Below are 18662 nucleotides of genomic sequence, written 5' to 3'. Positions count from 1 at the left end.
GACGGCCATGCGAGTGAATGCGCGGTCCTGCCCGTCCGCCCGGGCGCGCGGGTCAGGGGCGCAGGGGGGTGGGACACCGTGGTGCGGGGGAGGGGAAGTGGTCGTGCAGGATGCCCCGGCCCGGCGGTCTTGGCGACCGCAGGGGCGGGGCACGTCCGGGAGGAGGGTCTCGTTCACGCTCCGGGGCGACGGCGCCCGTTCCGGACAGGATCTAGCGGATCGCCCCGCCGCCGGCCTTGGCGATGTCCAGCGACCCCTTGGAGTTGAGCACCTTGCCGTCGTACTCCGGCAGGTCGCCCGTCACCTTGGCGGCGCTCTTGACGGGGATGTAGCCGACGGGCTTGTCACCCTTGTCCGTGAGGTGCCGGACGAAGCTGCCGTCGTGATCCGTTCCCATGGCCAGGGTCCTGCTGTCGAGCAGGACTCCGTACCAGCGGGTGGTGTCTCCCTGTCCCTTGTCGACGTCGTCGCCCTCGCACACCACGGACAGCTCCTCGCCCCGCGCGGGGTGGCAGTGGGGCTCGGCCTGGTTGCACAGGTCGAAGTCGTCCTTCACCTTGACCTGCTCGCACCCGGTGGCGGAGTCCCCGGGGCAGGACATCGGGTAGATGTTCAGCGGGTGGGCGGTGTCCCGGGGGGCGTCGGAGACGGTCACCCAGGCGGCGGTGAGGGTCGTCTTCTGCGTGCTGGGCGTCGCGCAGGGGTCGAGGGACACGGTTCCGCCGAACCCCTCGTCCTCGACTCCTCCTTCCTCGATCTTGCCGCCGCAGTCCTTCGAGCCCGCGTCGCCGGAGCCGCCCGGGTCGCCCGCGTCGCCGGCGCCGCCCTGGGCACCGGCGGACGGGCCCGCGGTCGTGCGGCCCTCGTCGGCCGTGGAGCCGCACGCGGTGAGGCACGACGCCAGGGCGACGGCTGCGAGGCAGACCGTTGTCCGGGCCGGGGCCGGGGCCGGTGACGAAGCCGTCGAGGGAGCCCGAGATGTCAGCCATGACGCGTGTCATACCAGGGCAGACTCGTTCCGCCGCCCGAACTCGTCGCTCACTCCTGGGACCGTATGCGCGGGACGGGACCGTCTGGCCGCGCACCGCACCGTCGCACGTCGTCCCCGGCCCGACGCGGGCTCCGTCCCGCGGCCGGCGCGCTGCCCTCAGTCCAGGCAGAACTCGTTTCCCTCCGGGTCGGTCATCATGATGAGCCCCTCGTCCACGCCGTCGGACTCGAGCCGGTACTGCCGCTTCGCGCCCAGGGCCTCCAGCCTGGTGGCCTCCACCTCCAGCGTGGCCATCCGCTCGTCCCCGGTCTGGCCGGGTGCGGCGCGTAGATCCAGGTGCAGGCGGTTCTTCACCGTCTTTCCCTCCGGGATCTTCTGGAAGAAGAGACGAGGCCCCTTGCCGTCCGGATCGGTGATGGCCGCCCGGGTGTCGGACCGCCCGGACGAGCCCTCGGGCAGCGGCGGGAGGTGATAGCCCAGCGCCTGAGCCCAGAACTCGGCCTGCGCGCGCGGATCGGCGCAGTCGTACGTCACTTGGAATTCCTTGGCCATACCGACTCCGCCCGTTCGTAACTGCCCATGTCTTCGCCCCGGTTGTCTCCGGGAGCGCCCCGCCATCCTGTCACTCCTGCCGACCGGTGTCCGGGTGCGGAGATCAGGCGGGCGAGGGGTGGGGTCGCCAGGGAGGCGATCGCCGCGATGCCGAACGCCGCCGCGGCTCCGAGCGGGGCGACGAGGACCGCGACCAGGAAGCAGAACGCGATGAAACCCCAGAGCCCCCGCAGCACGCCGGCCATGGTCGCCTCGGCCGCCGCGCTTCCGCCCTGCGCCGGCGCGAACACGGCGACCACACTGGTCGCGATCGGGAACGGGGCCAGTACGCCGGTCAGTTCGGGTCCGAGCCGTGCGGCTCCACTGGTCACGGCGAGCACCAGCACACCGGTCACCACGCCTCGGGCCGGCAGGTCCCACCAGGGAGGGGTGATGGCGGGCGGCGAGGCCGGAACGGGGCCTCGTCCGCGAGGCACGAGGCCCAGCCGGTCAGAAGGGCACAGGCCCACGGCGGCGCGACTCGGCTTCCGGCGAAACGGCGCGCCGATGCCTGGAAGACCACGAGGAACAGGGCCAGTGACACCATGCCCAGCAGGGACGCCGAGGCGGCGTCGGCCGCGAACTCCCGCCCGTGCTCGAGACAGGCGATGAAGAGGATGGGGCCGGCGACGATCGGCAGCACCACCAGGGTGCCCGTCACGGAGGGCCCCCACCGCCGGCCGGCCAGCGTCGAGGCGACGACCAGCGCCGGAGCGAGTACGAGCTTCAGAAGGAGTATCACCGGCGCATCCTGCCAGCCGGCCCGTCCGGGGCGTGATGCCGGGGGACTCGGGTGAACCTCCGGTAACTGGGGGCCGCACAGGGGTTGTCAGTGCAATTTCACATTACTATGTTACACCGCACACGGTTCGATGAGCCTTCGTCAAACACCGTGCGCACCACAACAGTTCTCGTCACACCCCACTGACGTTCCCCACCACTCATGGAGTTCTGTTGTCCATCCACAGACGTGTGCGTTCGTCCCTGCTCACCTCCGCCGTCGCGGTGACCCTCCTGGCCTCCACCGGCCAGACCGGGGCCTTCGCGGCCGACACGGACGCCCGCGCCACCGCCGCCCCCGCCTCGTCGACCGGCGCGTTCACCGGCGCTCCCGCCCCCCGGGCCGAGGCCGGGCACGGAACCAACCCCTTCGACGAGGTGGAGCGCCTCGCCACCGCTCCCCGCAAGACCTTCGGGCCCGCGCCCGCTCCCGGGGGCCTCGCCACCGGGCGCGTCCCCGGCCGGGCCCCGGCCAAGACCCCCGCCGCGCGCGCCCTCGTCGCCGTCACCCCGACGACCGCAGCCGGCGTTCCCTGCACGCTCGACGGGATCACCGGCCTCGGCCCCGAGCAGTTCGCCGACTTCCTCGCCGATCCCGCGGTGCTCGCCGACGACTGTCTGCGCGGCCTCATCTGGACCTGGGACGCCCGGCTCGTTCCCGTCATGTCCGACGCCCACGTCCAGGCCGTCTCCCGCCGCATATCCGGCCTGGCCGCCTCCCACGACGGCCGCAACTCCTCGCACCTGGAGGAGATGTTCACCTACCTGCACGCCGTCGTGTACCACGACTACTCCCGCGGCGAGATCGACACCACCGACGCGCCCACCGTGAACGCGATCCGCCAGGCCGTCGCCGACTTCGGCAACGCGGCCCGCACCTTCGACGTCACGAAGAGCAACGCCGTCACCCTGCGCGAAGCCCTCTACGCGGCCAGCGCGCCCGGACTGCGGCAGCATCAGCTCGGCCTGATCAAGCGGGTCCTCGCCACCATGGACCCGTCGCACACCGCCACCCACCTCGACCCGTCCTGGGCGGGGGCCGCGCTCGCCGCGCTCTCCGTCAACTACCTGGGCGTCTACCCGGGCAACCAGGACGCCGCCTTCCAGGCGGCGGCCGCCGCCGACCCCGCGTACCGCGCCGTGTTCAAGGCCTTCGCCGGATACGGCCACCTGAAGGGCACCGCGAACGACTGGGTCGCCCGCGACGCCGTGAGCGAGTACGGCCGCTTCGGCGAGATCGGCAGCCTCAGGACCGAGATCACCGCCGGACTCGGCGGAGCGCTCGGCACGACCGTGTCCACCTTCGGCCGCGGCAGCCAGCAGTGGGCCAAGGTCGTCTCCTGGCTCAACTACTTCGAGGCGTGCCAGCCGTACGGCGTGTGCAAGGCGGACATCGAGGCACAGATCTTCCCCTACACGTACACCTACGACAACGGGGCGATCAAGGTCCGCACCGGGCTCGACCGGGCCACCGTCGACCAGCTCTACTACGCGAGCAAGCAGGTCAAGGCGCAGTTCCACCGCGTACTCGGCACCGAGCAACCGCTCGCCGGCGACCCCAACACCACCCTCACCATCGTCCTGTACGGCTCCCGGGCCGACTACGAGAACTACCACCCCATCCTGACCGGGATGGACACCAACAACGGCGGCATCTACATCGAGCGCGGCGCCACCTTCTACACCTACCAGCGCCGGGTCCCGCAGGACTCGTCCCTGACGCTCGAAGAGCTCTTCCGTCACGAGTACACCCACTACCTCAACGGCCGTTACGCGGTCCCCGGCTTCTTCGGCGAGGGCCCCTGGTACCAGGGCGACCGCACCACCTTCATGGACGAGGGCACGGCCGAGTTCTTCGACGGCGCCACCCGCGACAACGGCTTCAAGGTCCGCAAGTCCCTCGTCCGCGGCGTCATCAACGACACGGCGGGCGGCGGCCCCCGGATGAACCTCCGGCAGATCCTCAACGCCACCTACGCCGGGGACGGCTTCCGCTTCTACAACTACGCGGGAACGTTCTTCGAGTTCCTCTGGAACGAGCGGCCGTCCCTGATCCGCGAGATGTACACCCACCTGCGGAACAACGACGTCGCGGCGTACGACGCCTGGCGCGTCCGCCTCGGCAACGACCCGGGCCTCCAGAGCGACTACAACCGCTTCCTCGACACCCAGATCGCCCAGGTCGAGACGCTCTACGTCCCCAGCACCACCTTCACGCCCAACGCCCAGCTGCGCGACGCGGCCCTGGACACGGTGAAGTCCACCTTCGCCACCGCCACCTACAACACCCCGGACTGCGTCGAGAACGGCGAACCGGGCAAGCGCCGGTTCGTCTGCACCGGCCGGATCACCGCCAACCTGTCCAACTGGGGCAGCGCGGACCAGAACTTCAAGGACATGTCCGAGACGGTCGACTACTTCATCCTCGACCGTGCGGGCGCCGCCTCCAACAACCTGGCCGACATGAACTGCTCCTTCGGGCCGATCGACATCTGGACCACCAGGGTCGCCGGCACGTCGAGCTTCACCTGCGAGGGCCCCCTCCGCAGCTGACCCGTCCTGTCCGGGCCGGGTCCCTCCTCGGGGAGGGACCCGGCCCGGCGCACCACCGCCGTCCAGCGGCGGCGCCCGGCGCATACCCCGAACCACCTTCCCGGAGGCCGTACTTCGTGAGCACCACCCCGCACACGGTCCGCACCACCGACTACCACACCGCAGGCGAACCGTTCCGGATCGTCGACGAAGACCTGCCCCCGATCCCCGGCGACACCGTCGCCGAGCGTCGCGCCACCGCCCTCGGACCCGGCGGATCGGGCACGGACCCCCGCCCGGGACCCCTCGACGACCTGCGCCGCCTCCTGTCCAGGGAGCCACGCGGGCACGCCGGCATGTACGGGGGCTTCGTCGTGCCCCCCGACGACGACGGCGCCCACTTCGGTGTCCTCTTCTGGCACAAGGACGGCTACTCCACCGCCTGCGGCCACGGCACGATGGCCCTCGGCGCCTGGGCCGTCGACACAGGACGCGTGCCCGCCCCGGACGACGGCGACGTCTCCGTACGGATCGACGTGCCCTCCGGACGGGTCACCGCCGCCGTGCACCGTGCCGACGGCCGCACCATCGGCGTCACCTTCCGCAACGTCCCGACCCGCGTCGTCGCCCGCGACGTCAAGGTGACCACCACACTCGGCACCGTCGACGTCGACCTCGCCCACTCCGGCGCCCTCTACGTCTCCGTCGCCGCCCGGGAGCTCGGCCTCGACGTCTCCGTGCGGTCCCTGCCCGAACTCGTCCGCGCCGGACGGGAGATCCGCGCCGCACTCCCCGCGCACGACGTGTACGGCGTCATCCTGTACGAGGAGCTCCCCGACACCCCAGAAGGACTCCACCAGCGCAACGTCACCGTCTTCGCCGACGGCCAGATCGACCGTTCCCCCTGCGGCTCGGGCACCTCCACCCGCCTCGTGCTGCTCGGCGACGACGGCCGCCTCGCCCCGGGGGACACCCTGCGGCACGAGTCCGTCGTCGGCACCGTCTTCACCGGGCGCCTCCTGGCGGAGGGGATCACCGAGGTCGGCGGAACCACCTTCCGCACCGGCACCCACGCCTTCGTCCTCGACCCGCACGACGAGCTGGGAGCGGGGTTCCTCCTGTGAGCGGGCCCCTCCTCCTCGACGCGGCGACCATGACCCGCCTGATGGGCCCGGCGGCGGTGGCCGACGTCCTCGCCGACGCCCTGCGGGCCGGACTCGACCCCGACGCCGGTCCCGCCCGCACGGCCGTGCCGGTCCCCGCCGGTGAACTCCTGCTGATGCCCGCGGCCTTCGGCTCCTTCGCCGGCGTCAAGGTCGCCGGAGTCGCCCCCGCCAACCCCGCGCGCGGGCTGCCCCGGATCACCGGCTCCTACCTCCTGCTCGACGGAGCCGACCTCCAGCCGCTCGCCCTGCTCGACGGAGCCGCGCTCACCGAGCTGCGCACGCCGGCCGTCTCCGCCCTCGCCGTACGCCGTCTCACACCGGCCGACCGGCCCCTGCGCCTCGTCCTCTTCGGGTCTGGCCCCCAGGCGTACGGTCATCTGGAGGCCGTCCTCGCCGTCCGGGAGGTCGCCGAGGCCGTCGTCGTCGCGCGCCACCCGGCCGGCGGGCGCGCCCTCGCCGGCTACGCGCGAACCCTCGGCGTCCTCGCCCGCACCGGCGCTCCCGCCGAGGTGGCGGGGGCCGACCTCGTCGTCTGCTGCACCACCGCCCGGGAACCGCTCTTCGACGGAACCCTGGTGGCGCCCGGCGCCACCGTCGTCGCCGTCGGCTCGCACGAGCCGGGCGCCCGTGAGACCGACACCGCGCTCGTGGCCCGCTCCGAGATCTATGTCGAGGCGCGTTCGGCAGCGCTGCGGGAGGCGGGCGATCTGCTCGTCCCCCTGTCCGAGGGGGCGATCGGGGCCGACCACATCGCGGGCGATCTCGCCGATCTGGTGACCGGATGCCGGGAACCGTCGGCGGGACGTCCGCGCCTCTTCAAGAGCGTGGGCATGGCCTGGGAGGACCTCGCCGTCGCCACCGCCCTCTACCGGGCGGCCGACCGGGCCTGAACACGCCGGTGCCCCGGTCCCGCGCACCCGCGGGACCGGGGCACCGGCGTGCTCAGGCGAGCTCGGGGAAGTGACAGGCGACCTCGCGCGCCTCGCCCGGAACGGCCGTCCGCAGCGGGGGAGCCTCGCTCCGGCAGATCTCCCGCGCCTTGGGGCAGCGCGGGTGGAAGGTGCAGCCGGGCGGGGGAGCGGCGGGACTCGGAGGGTCGCCGAGCAGCATGATCCGCTCCCGGCTCCGCTCGGCTGCGGGGTCCGGCAGCGGTACGGCGGACAGCAGCGCCCTCGTATAGGGATGGGCCGGGGCCGCGTACACCCGTTCCTTCGTGCCGATCTCCACGATCCGGCCCAGGTACATCACCGCCACCCGGTCGCAGACCCGCTTCACGACGGAGAGGTCGTGGGCGATGAAGAGGTAGGCGAGCCCGAGTTCGCGCTGGAGACGCTCCATCAGATTGACGATCTGCGCCTGGACGGAGACGTCGAGGGCGGAGACCGGCTCGTCGGCCACCACGAGCCGCGGTCCGGTGGCCAGGGCGCGGGCGATGCCGATGCGCTGTGCCTGGCCGCCGGAGAACTCGTGGGGGTAGCGGTCGACGTGCTCCGGGATGAGGCCGACCAGCTCCATCAGCTCCACGGCCCGCTTGCGCGCGTCGGCCGCCGATCCGCCCTGCACGAGCAGCGGGTCGGAGATGATCCGGGCCACGGTCTGCCGGGGGTTGAGCGAGGAGTGCGGGTCCTGGAAGACCATCTGGAGGTCGCGGCGCAAGGGCTTGAGGGCCCGCTGCGACAGCCGGCCGATCTCCCGTCCCTCGTACGAGACGGAGCCGGCGGTGGGTTCCAGGAGCCGCACGATCGTGCGGCCCGTGGTCGACTTGCCGCAGCCGGACTCCCCGACGAGACCCAGGGTCTCTCCCGCGGCCACGTCGAATCCGACGCCGTCGACGGCCCGGATCGGGGCCGAGCCCCTGCGGCGGCCCGGGAACGTCACCGTGAGGTCCCGAACGCGGAGGAGGGGCGGTGCGGTCGTGGTCATGGGGCGACGCCTTCGTGTGCGGGGAAGTGGCAGGCGGCCGGGTGTCCGTCCGGGCCGCCGAGGGGCGGGCGTTCGGTCGCGCAGCGGGCCCGCTCCCCGGCGGAGCCGGCGGCGGCCCGGGGACAGCGGGGTGCGAACGCGCAGCCGGCCGCCGGTTCGAGCAGGGACGGCGGGCTGCCCGGGATCGCCCGCAGCGGGGCGTCGTCGGGGTCGTCGAGCCGCGGCAGCGAGTCGAGCAGGCCACGGGTGTACGGATGGGCGGGGGAGGCGAAGAGCTCGTCCACCGGGGCGTGTTCGGCGGACCGCCCGCCGTACATGACGAGCACGTCGTGTGCCACCCGGGCCACCACCCCCAGGTCGTGCGTGATCATGACGACGGAGAGGCCCCGCTCCTGCTGGACGCGGGCGATCAGCTCCAGGATCTGGGCCTGGACGGTGACGTCGAGCGCGGTGGTGGGCTCGTCGGCGATGAGGAGATCGGGTTCGCAGACGAGGGCCATCGCGATCATCACCCGCTGGCGCATGCCGCCGGAGAACTGGTGGGGGTACTCGCCGGCCCGGCGACGGGGTTCGGGGATGCCGACCTCCGCGAGCGCCGCCACGGCCCGTTCACGGGCGGCGGCCCGGCGCGAGCCGAAGTGGACCCGGTGGTGCTCGGCGACCTGCTCGCCGACGGTGTAGTAGGGGTGCAGGCTGGACAGCGGGTCCTGGAAGATCATGGCCATCCGCCGGCCGCGGAGCCCGTTCAGCTCCCGGTCGGACAGCCCGATCAGCTCCCGCCCCGCCAGGGTGACGGAGCCGGTGACCTCGGCGCCCGTGTGGAGGCCCATGACGGCGAGCGAGGTGACCGACTTGCCGGAGCCGGACTCGCCGACGATGCCGAGGGTCCGGCCGGTCGGCACGTCGAAGGCGAGGGAGTCCACGGCCCGGACGGGGCCGCGTCTCGTCGGGAAGGTGACGGTGAGGTCCCGTACCGACAGGAGGGGTGGGGAGTCGCCCATCAGTACCTCACTCGCGGGTCGACGACGGCGTACAGCAGGTCGACGGCCAGGTTGGCGACGACGATGAAGGTGGCGGCGAGCAGGGTCACCCCGAGGACGACCGGCTGGTCCCCGGTCGACAGGGCGCCGTAGAAGAGCCGTCCGACGCCGGGCAGTCCGAAGATGGACTCGGTGATGACGGCGCCCGCGAGCAGACCGCCGAGGTCCATCCCGAAGATCGTCAGGAGCGGTGTCATCCCGGCGCGCAGACCGTGCTTGACGACCACGGTGCGGCGCGGCAGCCCCTTGGCGCGGGCGGTGCGGATGTACGGCTCCGCCATGGACTCGATCATCGAGTTCCGGCTCTGCCGCGCGTACATGGCGGCGTAGAGGAGGGCGAGCGCCAGCCAGGGGAGCAGCAGGTTGGAGGCCCAGGAGAGGGGGTCGGCGCCGAAGGGCACGTACTGCGGGTAGGGCAGCAGGCCCGTGACCCGGATCAGCCCGTAGATCAGCATCACCGAGGTGAAGTAGACGGGGAGCGAGGCGGCGGCGACCGCGCCGACCATCAGGACGCGGTCGGTGAGTGTGTCCTTGCGGAGGGCGGCGGTGACGCCCGCGGAGAGGCCGAGGAGCAGCCAGATCGCGGCGGCGCCGAGGGCCAGGGACGCGGAGACCGGCAGCCGGTCGACGAGGAGGTCCCACACGCCCTGGCTGTTCTCGTAGGAGTAGCCGAGGCAGGGGAAGTCGCAGTGCAGGGCGTACTGACCGGTGCCCAGCGTACGGCCGGTGAAGATGCCGGTGACGAAGTCGGCGAACTGCCGCCACAGCGGGGCGTCCAGGCCCATGGTGGCGCGGATGACCTCCAGGCGTTCGGCGCTGCACGACTTGCCGCAGGCCGCGGCGGCGGGGTCGGAGGGCAGGACGTGGAAGACGGCGAAGGTGACGGCGGCGACGGCGACGAGGACGCCGAGCACGCCGAGGAGGCGGCGGCCGAGGTAGAGGATCACGCGCCGCCTCCTCGCGGGTCGAGGACGTCGCGCAGGGTGTCGCCGAGCAGGGTGAAGGCGAGCACGGTGAGGAAGAGGCAGACGCTGGGGACGGCGAAGTACATGGGGTCCGTCTCGTAGTAGGCGACGCTCTCGGCGATCATCTGGCCCCAGGAGGGCGTCGGCGGGCGGACGCCCACGCCGAGGTAGCTGAGGGCGGCCTCGGTGGCGATCATCCCGGGGACGACCAGCGTCGTGTACGCGATGACGGGTCCGGCGACGCCCGGCAGGATGTCGCGGACGAGGATGCGCAGGGGGCCGGAGCCGCCGACGCGGGCGGCGTCGACGTATTCGCGGTGTCTGAGGGAGAGGGTCTGGCCGCGCACGATCCGGGCGATGCCCGGCCAGCCGAAGAGACCGATGACGGCGGTCATGAGGACGATGCGGTTGACGTCCCGGGCCACCGACATCATCGCGATCATGAAGATGAGGGAGGGGAAGGACATCGTGAGGTCCATGAGCCGGGAGAGCACGGTGTCGGTGCGGCCGCCGAAGTAGCCGGCGGCGATGCCGGCCGCCGTTCCCGCGACGACGACGATCGCCGTCGCGGAGAAGGCGATGAGCAGGGAGACCTGGGCGCCGTGCACGACCCGGGCGAACAGGTCGCGGCCGGTGACGGGTTCGACGCCGAGCCAGTGTTCCGCCGAGGCACCGCCGAGCGGCCCGATGGGCAGACCGCCCAGGTACGGGTCGACGGCGCTCTTGTCGAACTCCTCCGGGCCCCAGCCGCCGAGCGCGCCGATCAGCGGGGCGGCCGCGGCGAGGAGCGCGAAGAAGGCGACCACGCCGAGGGAGAGGAGGGCGGCGGGGCGGCGGCGCAGTGCGGTGCGGACCTGCCGCCAGGGGCCGTGGGCCTGGTGCACAGGGGCTGGTGGGGCGCCGGTGGTCGCGGGGGGTGGCGTGGTGGTGGTCACGGGCGGCCTCAGTTCGCGCTCTTCGAGGGGTCCTTGAGGCCGACCGTGGCGTAGTCGAGCTGGCCGCCGAAGGAGGTGTGGCCGAAGGCTCCGGCGATGTTGGTGCCGATGAGGAGGGGCTTGCGCTCCACGACGACGGGCGCCGTGGGCGCCTTGGCGAGGATCTGTCCGTCCAGCTCCCGCCAGGCCTTGGTGGCCGCGGCGGCGTCGGTCATCGCCGCGATCTCGTCCATGCGCTTCATCGTGGCGTCGTCGCGGAAGAGCGAGTGGTTGCCGGAGTTGCCCTTCTCCTTGATGAAGCGGCCGTCGAAGACGAACGGCAGGAACGTCGAGCCGGAGGGGTAGTCGGGGCACCAGCCGGTGTAGACGAGGTCGGTGCGGTTCCTGGTGTCGCCGATCGTGTCGTAGAAGGCGGAGGGGTCGACGGTCTCGACGGTGACCTTGATCCCGGCCCGGCCGAGGGACTGCTGGACGGCCTCGCCGACGGCCTTGTCGCCGTTGGAGACGGTGATGGCGGTGGTGAAGCCGTCCGGCCTGCCCGCCTCCTTGAGCAGCTCCTTCGCCCTGGGCACGTCGCCGGTGAGCGGGATCCCGAGGGTGTCGGGCTGCTTGCCGCCGAAGAGGAAGCCGGGCATGAGCGCGGTGGCGGGGTCGTTGAGGGCGGGGCCGCCGGAGGCGGTGAGGACGGCCTCGCGGTCGAGGGCGTACTGCACGGCCTGCCGGACCTTGAGGTCGTCGAAGGGCGCCCGCCCGGTGTGCATCTGCACCATCTCGGTGCAGCTGGTCGACTCGGCGAGGAGACGGTCCTTGACGTCCGGCTCGGTGAGCACCTTGGGGGTGGACTCCGGGCGGAGCTTGTCCCAGGGGACGGCGGAGGCGTCGGGGCCGGTGGCGGCGATGAGCCGGTCGTCGATCTGGTTGGCCTTCAGGCCCATGGTGACGACGACCTTGTCGGGGTACGCCTTGCGCACCTGGTCGGTCTTCGGGTCCCAGTGGGCGTTGCGGACGAGGACCAGCTGCTTGTCGCGGGCGTAGGAGTCGATCTTGTACGGCCCTGAGGAGAAGGGCCGGTTGTCGTACTGCGGGCCCTTGTCCTGGGACGGGGGCACGGGCGCGAAGGTGGGCAGCGTGGCCGCGAAGGGGAACTCGGCGAAGGGCGTGCGGAGTTCGAACACGATGGTCCGGTCGTCGGGGGTCTTCACGGAGGCGAGGTGCTTGCCGCCCGCCGGGCCCCGGTAGCCCTCGGCGCCGGCGAGGTAGCGGGCCGCGTAGTCGGGGCCGCCGGGCAGGTCGGGGGAGAAGGACCGTTCCACGTTGTGCTTGATGTGGTGTGAGGTGATCGGTGTGCCGTCCTCGTACTTCAGCCCCGGCTTGAGCGTGAAGGTCCAGGTCCTGGCGCCGTCGGAGGGGACACCCAGGTTCTCCGCGAGGTCGGGGACGAGTTCGCCGCCCTTGGTGCCGGGTGCCGCCCTGTAGGTGACGAGGGTGCGGTAGAGCAGGCGGGTGCCGAAGTCCATGTCGCCCATCACCCAGTTGCGGGCCGGGTCGAGATGGGTGAAGTCCTGGTTGGAGAGGACGGTGAGGGTGCCGCCCTTCTGCGGGGTGCCGCCGAGGACCGCCCCGGTGTGGGAGGTCGCGGGGTTCGCGCCGTTCCGGGCGCCCCCGGACGTGCCTCCGCCGGAGCAGCCGGTCGCGGCGAGGGTCAGGGTCGTCACCAGGGCCGTGGCCAGGGTGCGCGTGCGCTTGTTCATGCGGGTCACTCCGGGGGAGCAGTCGGACAGCCGTGGGCAGCTGGAATGTGACCGGTAACATAGTAATGTGAAATTGCACTGACAAGGTGTCGAGGCCGCCGTTATCCATCCGTGTCCGGACGGCTTCGGTGGGGACCTTGGCAGAGGTGGTGCAATGTGAAATATTACTGCCGTGCCCACGAGAGAAACCTCGGACGTCATCGTCATCGGCGCCGGCGTCGTCGGCGCCGCCTGCGCCTACTACGCGGCCCTCGCCGGCCTCTCCGTCACCGTCGTCGACCGCGGGTACGTCGCGGGCGGCACGACCGGAGCGGGCGAGGGCAACCTCCTGGTCTCCGACAAGGAGCCCGGCCCCGAACTCCGGCTCGCCCTCCTCTCCACCACGCTGTGGACCGAACTCGCCGACAGGCTCCCGCCCGCCGTCGAGTACGAGGCCAAGGGTGGCCTCGTCGTCGCCTCCGGCGAGACGGGGCTCCACGCCCTGCGCGAGTTCGCCGCCGGACAGGAGAAGGAGGGCGTCGTCGCACACGAGGTGCCCGGTGACCGGCTCCACGACCTGGAGCCCCACCTCGCACCGGGCCTCACCGGCGGATTCCACTACCCCCAGGACGCCCAGGTGATGCCCGCCCACGCCGCCGCGCGGCTGCTCCACGCCGCCGGCGACCGGGTCCGACTCGCGCCGGGCGAGGAGGTCATCGGCCTCCTCACCGGCGCGGGCGGAGCCGTCCGCGGCGTGCGGACAGCCACCCGCGAATTCCACGCCCCGTACGTGGTCAACGCCGCAGGCACCTGGGGCGGCGCCGTCGCCGGCCTCGCCGGGGTCCACCTCCCCGTCCTGCCCCGCCGCGGCTTCGTCCTCGTCACCGAACCCCTGCCGCGCGTCGTCCGCCACAAGGTGTACGCCGCCGACTACGTGGCCGACGTGGCCAGCGGCTCCGCCGCGCTCCAGACCTCCGCCGTCGTCGAGGGCACCCCCGCCGGACCCGTCCTCGTCGGCGCCAGCCGCGAGCGCGTCGGCTTCGACCGGACGCTCTCCACGGAGGTCCTGCGCCGCCTCGCGGCCGGGGCCACCTCCCTGTTCCCCGTCCTCGGCACCGTGCGGGCGATCCGCACCTACCTCGGCTTCCGCCCCTATCTGCCCGACCATCTGCCGGCCGTCGGGCCCGACCCGCGCGTCCCCGGACTGCTGCACGCCTGCGGACACGAGGGCGCCGGAATCGGGCTCGCGCCGGTGACCGGACAGATCCTCGCGGCCTGTATGACCGGCGGCGAACCCCCGCTCGACCTCCACCCGTTCCGACCCGAGCGCTTCGACTCCACCGCATCCTGAGACGCGCGTCCATCGTCACGAGAGGAGGGCCCGTGGCCCGCACCCCCATCGACCTGGTCGGGGCAGAGCCCGATCCGCCGTTCGACATCACCTTCGACGGTCGGCGCGTCTCCGCCCTGCCCGGCCAGACCCTCGCCGCCGCCCTGTGGGGTGCGGGCATCCTGGCCTGGCGCACCACCCGGGACGGAGGCCGGCCGCGCGGCGCGTTCTGCGGGATCGGCCAGTGCTACGACTGCCTCGCCACCGTCAACGGAGAGCCCAACCGCAGGGCCTGTCTCGTCCCGGCCCGCCCCGGCGACACGATCACCACCCAGGAAGGGCACGGCCATGACCGCCTCGGCGTCTGAACCACAGGACACGGACGGGACCGTCGCGCCCCCCGGGGCGGACGCCGGTGGACGCTCCGCCCCGCCGTACGACCTCATGGTCGTCGGAGCCGGCTCCGCCGGGCTCGCCGGCGCCGTCACCGCCTCCGAACTCGGCCTCTCCGTAGCCCTGCTGGACTCGTCGCCGCAGTCCGGTGGACAGTTCTACCGGCATCCCGCCACCGCCCTGGGCGCCGTGCGGCCCGAGGCCCTCCACCACGACTGGTCCGCCTTCACCGACCTGCGCCGGCGTCTGGCGGAGAGCCGCGTCGACCACCTGGCCGGGCACCACGTGTGGTCCCTCGTCAAGGAGCCCGACGACATCTGGGCGGCGCACGCCCTCACCGGCCCCGACGGCAACGCCGACGCGCCCGTCCGGATCCGGGCCCGGGCCCTGCTCCTCGCCACCGGTGCCTACGAGCGCCAACTGCCCTTTCCCGGCTGGACCCTGCCGGGCGTCGTGGGCGCCGGGGGAGCCCAGGCCATGCTCAAGTCCGGACTCGTCCTGCCCGGCCGGCGGGTCGTCGTGGCCGGCAGCGGGCCGCTGCTGCTCGCCGTCGCCTCGTCGCTCGCCTCGGCCGGCGCACAGGTGCCCGCGGTGGTCGAGGCGGCCGGATACCTGCGGTACGCCCGCAGCCCCCGGGCGCTCGTCAGCAACCCGCACAAGGCGGTCGAGGCCCTCGTCCACGCGGCCGCGCTGGCTCGTCACCGGGTGCCCGTTCGGCCCCGCAGCGCGGTGACCGAGGTGCACGGCACCGACCGGGTTGAGGCCGTCACGGTCACCCGCCTGGACCGCGCGTGGCGATCCGTGCCGGGGACGGGCCGCCGGATCGCGTGCGACGCCCTCGCCGTGGGCCACGGCCTCGTCCCCCAGATCGAACTGGCCACGGCGGTCGGCTGCGCCACCCGCGCGCTGCCCGACGGCACCCTGGGGCTGGCCCTCGACGACCTCCAGGAGAGCTCGGTGCCCGGCCTGTGGGCCGCGGGCGAGACCGGAGGCGTCGGCGGCGCCGAACTCGCCCGCACCGAGGGGGAGCTGGCGGGCCGGGCCGTCGCCGCACGGCTCCTCGGCCGCCCCGCGGGAGCCGGTGTGACGGCCGCGCTCCGGCGGCGCCGGGACCGTATGCGCGCCTTCGCCGACGTGATGTCCGCCGCGCACGCCCCCGGCCCCGGCTGGTCCGCCTGGCTGACCGACGACACGGACGTGTGCCGCTGCGAGGAGGTCCCGGCGGGCCGGGTCCGCGAGGCGGCCGCCGAGTTCGGCGCGCGCGACGCCCGGACCGTCAAACTCCTCACCCGGGCCGGCATGGGGTGGTGCCAGGGGCGGATGTGCGGGACGGCCGTCGCGTGTCTCGCCGCCGGTGGAGGCACCCCCGAACCGACCCCCGAGCGCCGCCCGCTCGCCGTCCCCGTCCCGCTGTCGACACTGGCGGCGCTCGACGGTCCCGCGGACCCGTCCGCCGGGCCGCCGGCGTAGAAGCCCGGAGGAGTGCCTCGCGGGCCCTCCCTCGAACCCCAATAAAATGTCACACATTACAGAAAGGCTGTCGCGATGAACGCCACCTCCTGGACCACCGACCGTCCCTGGCGCGGCATCATGGTCGCCACCACCCTGCCCTTCCGCGAAGACCTCTCCGTCGACTACGACGCCTACGCCGAGCACGTCGCCTGGCTGATCGCCAACGGCTGCGACGGCGTCGTCCCGAACGGCTCCCTCGGCGAATACCAGACCCTCACCGCCGACGAGCGCGCCCGGGTCGTCCGTACCGCCGTCGCGGCCGCGGGCGACGGCGCGCGGGTCATGCCGGGCGTCGCCGCCTACGGCAGCGCCGAGTCCCGCCGCTGGGCCGAGCAGGCCGCCGAGGCCGGCTGCGGCTCCGTCCTGCTCCTGCCGCCCAACGCCTACCGCGCGGACGAGCGCTCCGTCCTCGCCCACTACGCGGAGGTGGCCGGGGTCGGCATCCCCGTCGTCGCGTACAACAACCCCATCGACACCAAGGTCGACCTCGTCCCGAGCCTGCTGGCGAAGCTGCACGCCGACGGCTCCGTCGTCGCGGTGAAGGAGTTCAGCGGCGACGTCCGCAGGGCCTACGAGATCGCCGAACTCGCCCCGGAGCTCGACCTGTTGATCGGCGCCGACGACGTCCTCCTGGAACTGGCCACGGCCGGCGCGGTCGGCTGGATCGCCGGCTACCCCAACGCCCTCCCCACGAGCTGCGCCGAGCTGTACCGGTCCGCCGTGGCCGGCGACCTGGCCGCCGCCCGGCCGCTCTACTCCTCGCTGCACTCGCTGCTGCGCTGGGACTCCAAGGTCGAGTTCGTCCAGTGCATCAAGCTGTCCATGGACATCGCCGGCCGCCGCGGCGGCCCCACCCGGCCCCCGCGCCTCCCGCTCACCGGTGCGACCGAGACGGCCGTACGGACCGCCACGGAGAAGTCCCTCGCCGACGGCCACCACTGACGGGACCAGCGCGCCGGGACCACCGCCGGGGCCACCGCCGGGGCCACCGCCGGTCGCCGGGTCGCACCCGGCCACCGGCCCGCACCCCGGCTCCGACGCCGCGGCCCGGCGACCGGCTCCCGGCTCCTCCGACGCCGCGGACCCGGCCACCTGCCCGCCCTGCACGGCTCCCACGCCGCACACGCCGCACACCCCGCCACCGCACCCGGCTCCGGCTCCCATGCCGCGCACCCGCGACACACGACCCCCTCATCGGCGCCCGGTTCACCGGCCGGCCACCGCCGGGACCGAGGCCGGCGGAGTGCCCGCCGCCGTCCCGAGCGTCACCGGCCGTGCCCGGATCACCGGCACCGCCCCGTACTTCCCCGACCCGGACCACCCCTTCCCCGGAGGCCTCCTCCTGTGACCACCGACGTCTCCACCCTCGTCTCGCGCAACCCGGCCGACCCGGCCGACGTGCTCGTACGTTTCCGCACCCCGGGCGCCTTCGCGGCCGCCGACGCCGTCGAACGGGCCCGGGCCGCCCAGCCCGGCTGGCTGCGCGCCGGGGCCGCCGCCCGCTCAGCCGCACTCGGCACCGTCGCCACCGCACTGGAGACCGCGGCCGACGAGCTCGCCGCCCTCGCCGTACGCGAGGTCGGCAAGCCCCTCGCCGAGGCCAGGGCCGAGGTCGCGCGCACCGTCGCCATCTGGCGCTACTACGCCCAGGCGCCCTTCGAACCCACCGGCGCCGTCCACGAGACCGCCGCGGGTCCGGGCCTGCTCCTGACCCGGCGCCGCCCCCACGGCGTGGCCGGGCTCGTCACACCCTGGAACTTCCCCTTCGCCATCCCGAGCTGGAAGGCCGCCCCGGCACTCGCGGCCGGCAACGCGGTCGTCCTCAAGCCCGCCCCCGAAGCCACCGCGTGCGCCCTGCGGCTCGCCGAGATCGTCCGAGCGGCCCTGCCGGAGAAGGTGTTCGCCGTCCTGCCGGGCGGCCCCACCGAGGGCAACGCCCTCGTCTCCGCCGCCGATGTCGTCTCCTTCACCGGCTCCACCCCCGTGGGCCGGGCCGTCGTCCGCGCGGCGACGGCCCGGGGCGTCCCCGCACAGGCCGAGATGGGCGGCCTGAACGCGGCCGTCGTCCTGCCCGACGCGAACATCGGGCGGGCGGCCGCCGACATCGCCGCCGCCGTGGCCGGGTTCGCGGGCCAGAAGTGCACCGCCACCAGCAGGATCGTCGCGGTCGGCGCCGCACTCGACCCCCTGCGCGAAGCCCTCTCCGAGGCCTTCCGGGCGGTCCGGGTCGGTGACCCGGCCGATCCGGACACGGTGTGCGGGCCGCTCGTCCACGAGAGCGCGCGTGAGCGGGTCGCCGAGTCCTGGCAGGGGCTCTCCGCCCTCGCCGGCGCCACCGTACCGGCGGCACCCGGCTGGTACGCGGCCCCGACCCTGGTGGAGAAGGTCCCGCCGGGGCACCGGCTGCTCAACGAGGAGGTCTTCGGCCCCGTCGCCGCCCTGCTCCCCGCCGACGACCTCGCCCACGCGGTACGGATCACCAACTCCGTGCCGTACGGCCTCGTCACCTCGGTCCACACGGCCGACCTCGACTCTGCCCTGTACGGACTCGACCTCGTCGACACCGGGATGATCCGGATCAACGCCCCGTCCACCGGCGTCGACTTCCACCTGCCGTTCGGCGGGGCCAAGCAGTCCGGCCACGGCCCGCGCGAGCAGGGCAGGGCGGCCCTGGAGTTCTACACGTCCTCCCGGACGTACACACTGGCGCCCTCGGGCGCCGCGACGTGACATCGTACGGTGGTGACGCAGAACGAACCGAAGGGATCACCACC

At 73.3% G+C, this 18662-nt stretch carries 17 protein-coding genes; 8 read left to right on the top strand and 9 right to left on the bottom strand.

Annotation, left to right across the window (positions count from 1 at the left end):
* Positions 1-211 precede the first annotated feature (211 nt).
* The 4 genes from ACH4MY_RS17700 to ACH4MY_RS17685 form a co-directional block, all read right to left on the bottom strand.
* Positions 212-715 (bottom strand): hypothetical protein, encoded by a 504-nt coding sequence (locus ACH4MY_RS17700; protein ID WP_398003962.1) that lies wholly within the window; start codon positions 713-715, stop codon positions 212-214.
* 432 nt (positions 716-1147) lie between these two features.
* Entirely contained in the window at positions 1148-1543 is a 396-nt protein-coding gene (locus ACH4MY_RS17695; RefSeq protein ID WP_398003960.1) for a VOC family protein, read from the bottom strand.
* A complete protein-coding gene (locus tag ACH4MY_RS17690) occupies positions 1522-1938 on the bottom strand; it encodes a hypothetical protein (RefSeq protein ID WP_398003958.1) in 417 nt (138 codons plus the stop codon). The genes ACH4MY_RS17695 and ACH4MY_RS17690 overlap by 22 nt, the downstream gene beginning before the upstream one ends.
* Complete coding sequence (locus ACH4MY_RS17685) at positions 1935-2324, bottom strand: hypothetical protein (protein WP_398003956.1); 390 nt, start codon at positions 2322-2324, stop codon at positions 1935-1937. The genes ACH4MY_RS17690 and ACH4MY_RS17685 overlap by 4 nt, the downstream gene beginning before the upstream one ends.
* A gap of 212 nt (positions 2325-2536) precedes the next feature.
* Between ACH4MY_RS17685 and ACH4MY_RS17680 the strand changes: the two genes are divergently transcribed.
* The 3 genes from ACH4MY_RS17680 to ACH4MY_RS17670 all read left to right on the top strand — a co-directional run bounded on the left by ACH4MY_RS17680 (position 2537) and on the right by ACH4MY_RS17670 (position 6950).
* Positions 2537-4915, top strand: coding sequence for a collagenase (locus ACH4MY_RS17680; RefSeq protein ID WP_398003954.1), 2379 nt, complete (start codon positions 2537-2539; stop codon positions 4913-4915).
* 116 nt (positions 4916-5031) lie between these two features.
* Complete coding sequence (locus tag ACH4MY_RS17675) at positions 5032-6018, top strand: proline racemase family protein (RefSeq protein ID WP_398003952.1); 987 nt, start codon at positions 5032-5034, stop codon at positions 6016-6018.
* Positions 6015-6950, top strand: a complete 936-nt coding sequence (locus tag ACH4MY_RS17670; protein WP_398003950.1) for an ornithine cyclodeaminase family protein — start codon at positions 6015-6017, stop codon at positions 6948-6950. The genes ACH4MY_RS17675 and ACH4MY_RS17670 overlap by 4 nt, the downstream gene beginning before the upstream one ends.
* A 52-nt stretch (positions 6951-7002) precedes the next feature.
* Here the strand turns inward: ACH4MY_RS17670 and ACH4MY_RS17665 are convergent, their stop codons facing one another.
* Genes ACH4MY_RS17665 through ACH4MY_RS17645 form a run of 5 tightly spaced genes read right to left on the bottom strand, consistent with a single transcriptional unit; the run spans position 7003 to position 12674 of the window.
* Positions 7003-7983 (bottom strand): ABC transporter ATP-binding protein, encoded by a 981-nt coding sequence (locus ACH4MY_RS17665; RefSeq protein WP_398003948.1) that lies wholly within the window; start codon positions 7981-7983, stop codon positions 7003-7005.
* Positions 7980-8984: an ABC transporter ATP-binding protein gene (locus ACH4MY_RS17660; protein ID WP_398003946.1), complete on the bottom strand. Its 1005-nt coding sequence runs from the start codon at positions 8982-8984 to the stop codon at positions 7980-7982. Before ACH4MY_RS17660 ends, ACH4MY_RS17665 begins: the two co-directional genes overlap by 4 nt.
* Positions 8984-9970: an ABC transporter permease gene (locus tag ACH4MY_RS17655; RefSeq protein WP_398003944.1), complete on the bottom strand. Its 987-nt coding sequence runs from the start codon at positions 9968-9970 to the stop codon at positions 8984-8986. The genes ACH4MY_RS17660 and ACH4MY_RS17655 overlap by 1 nt, the downstream gene beginning before the upstream one ends.
* Complete coding sequence (locus ACH4MY_RS17650; protein ID WP_398004620.1) at positions 9967-10872, bottom strand: ABC transporter permease; 906 nt, start codon at positions 10870-10872, stop codon at positions 9967-9969. Before ACH4MY_RS17650 ends, ACH4MY_RS17655 begins: the two co-directional genes overlap by 4 nt.
* 59 nt (positions 10873-10931) lie before the next feature.
* Positions 10932-12674: an ABC transporter substrate-binding protein gene (locus ACH4MY_RS17645; RefSeq protein WP_398003942.1), complete on the bottom strand. Its 1743-nt coding sequence runs from the start codon at positions 12672-12674 to the stop codon at positions 10932-10934.
* A gap of 172 nt (positions 12675-12846) precedes the next feature.
* On the opposite strand from ACH4MY_RS17645, the gene ACH4MY_RS17640 reads away from it, so the two are divergent.
* The 5 genes from ACH4MY_RS17640 to ACH4MY_RS17620 all read left to right on the top strand — a co-directional run bounded on the left by ACH4MY_RS17640 (position 12847) and on the right by ACH4MY_RS17620 (position 18618).
* Positions 12847-14004 (top strand): NAD(P)/FAD-dependent oxidoreductase, encoded by a 1158-nt coding sequence (locus ACH4MY_RS17640; protein ID WP_398003940.1) that lies wholly within the window; start codon positions 12847-12849, stop codon positions 14002-14004.
* Between the two features lie 32 nt (positions 14005-14036).
* Entirely contained in the window at positions 14037-14351 is a 315-nt protein-coding gene (locus ACH4MY_RS17635) for a (2Fe-2S)-binding protein (protein ID WP_398003939.1), read from the top strand.
* A gap of 76 nt (positions 14352-14427) precedes the next feature.
* Positions 14428-15846, top strand: a complete 1419-nt coding sequence (locus tag ACH4MY_RS17630) for an NAD(P)/FAD-dependent oxidoreductase (protein ID WP_398004618.1) — start codon at positions 14428-14430, stop codon at positions 15844-15846.
* Positions 15847-15921: 75 nt separating this feature from the next.
* Positions 15922-16830: a dihydrodipicolinate synthase family protein gene (locus ACH4MY_RS17625; protein ID WP_398003937.1), complete on the top strand. Its 909-nt coding sequence runs from the start codon at positions 15922-15924 to the stop codon at positions 16828-16830.
* A gap of 402 nt (positions 16831-17232) precedes the next feature.
* The gene (locus tag ACH4MY_RS17620) at positions 17233-18618 is read left to right on the top strand and encodes an aldehyde dehydrogenase family protein (protein ID WP_398003935.1); all 1386 of its coding nucleotides are present in this window, start codon (positions 17233-17235) and stop codon (positions 18616-18618) included.
* Positions 18619-18662 lie beyond the last annotated feature (44 nt).

This window comes from Streptomyces sp. NPDC017246 (assembly GCF_044331325.1).
Taxonomy (GTDB): domain Bacteria; phylum Actinomycetota; class Actinomycetes; order Streptomycetales; family Streptomycetaceae; genus Streptomyces.
The sequence above is the reverse complement of the archived record's forward strand: the minus strand, read 5'-3'. Positions and strand labels throughout refer to the sequence as shown.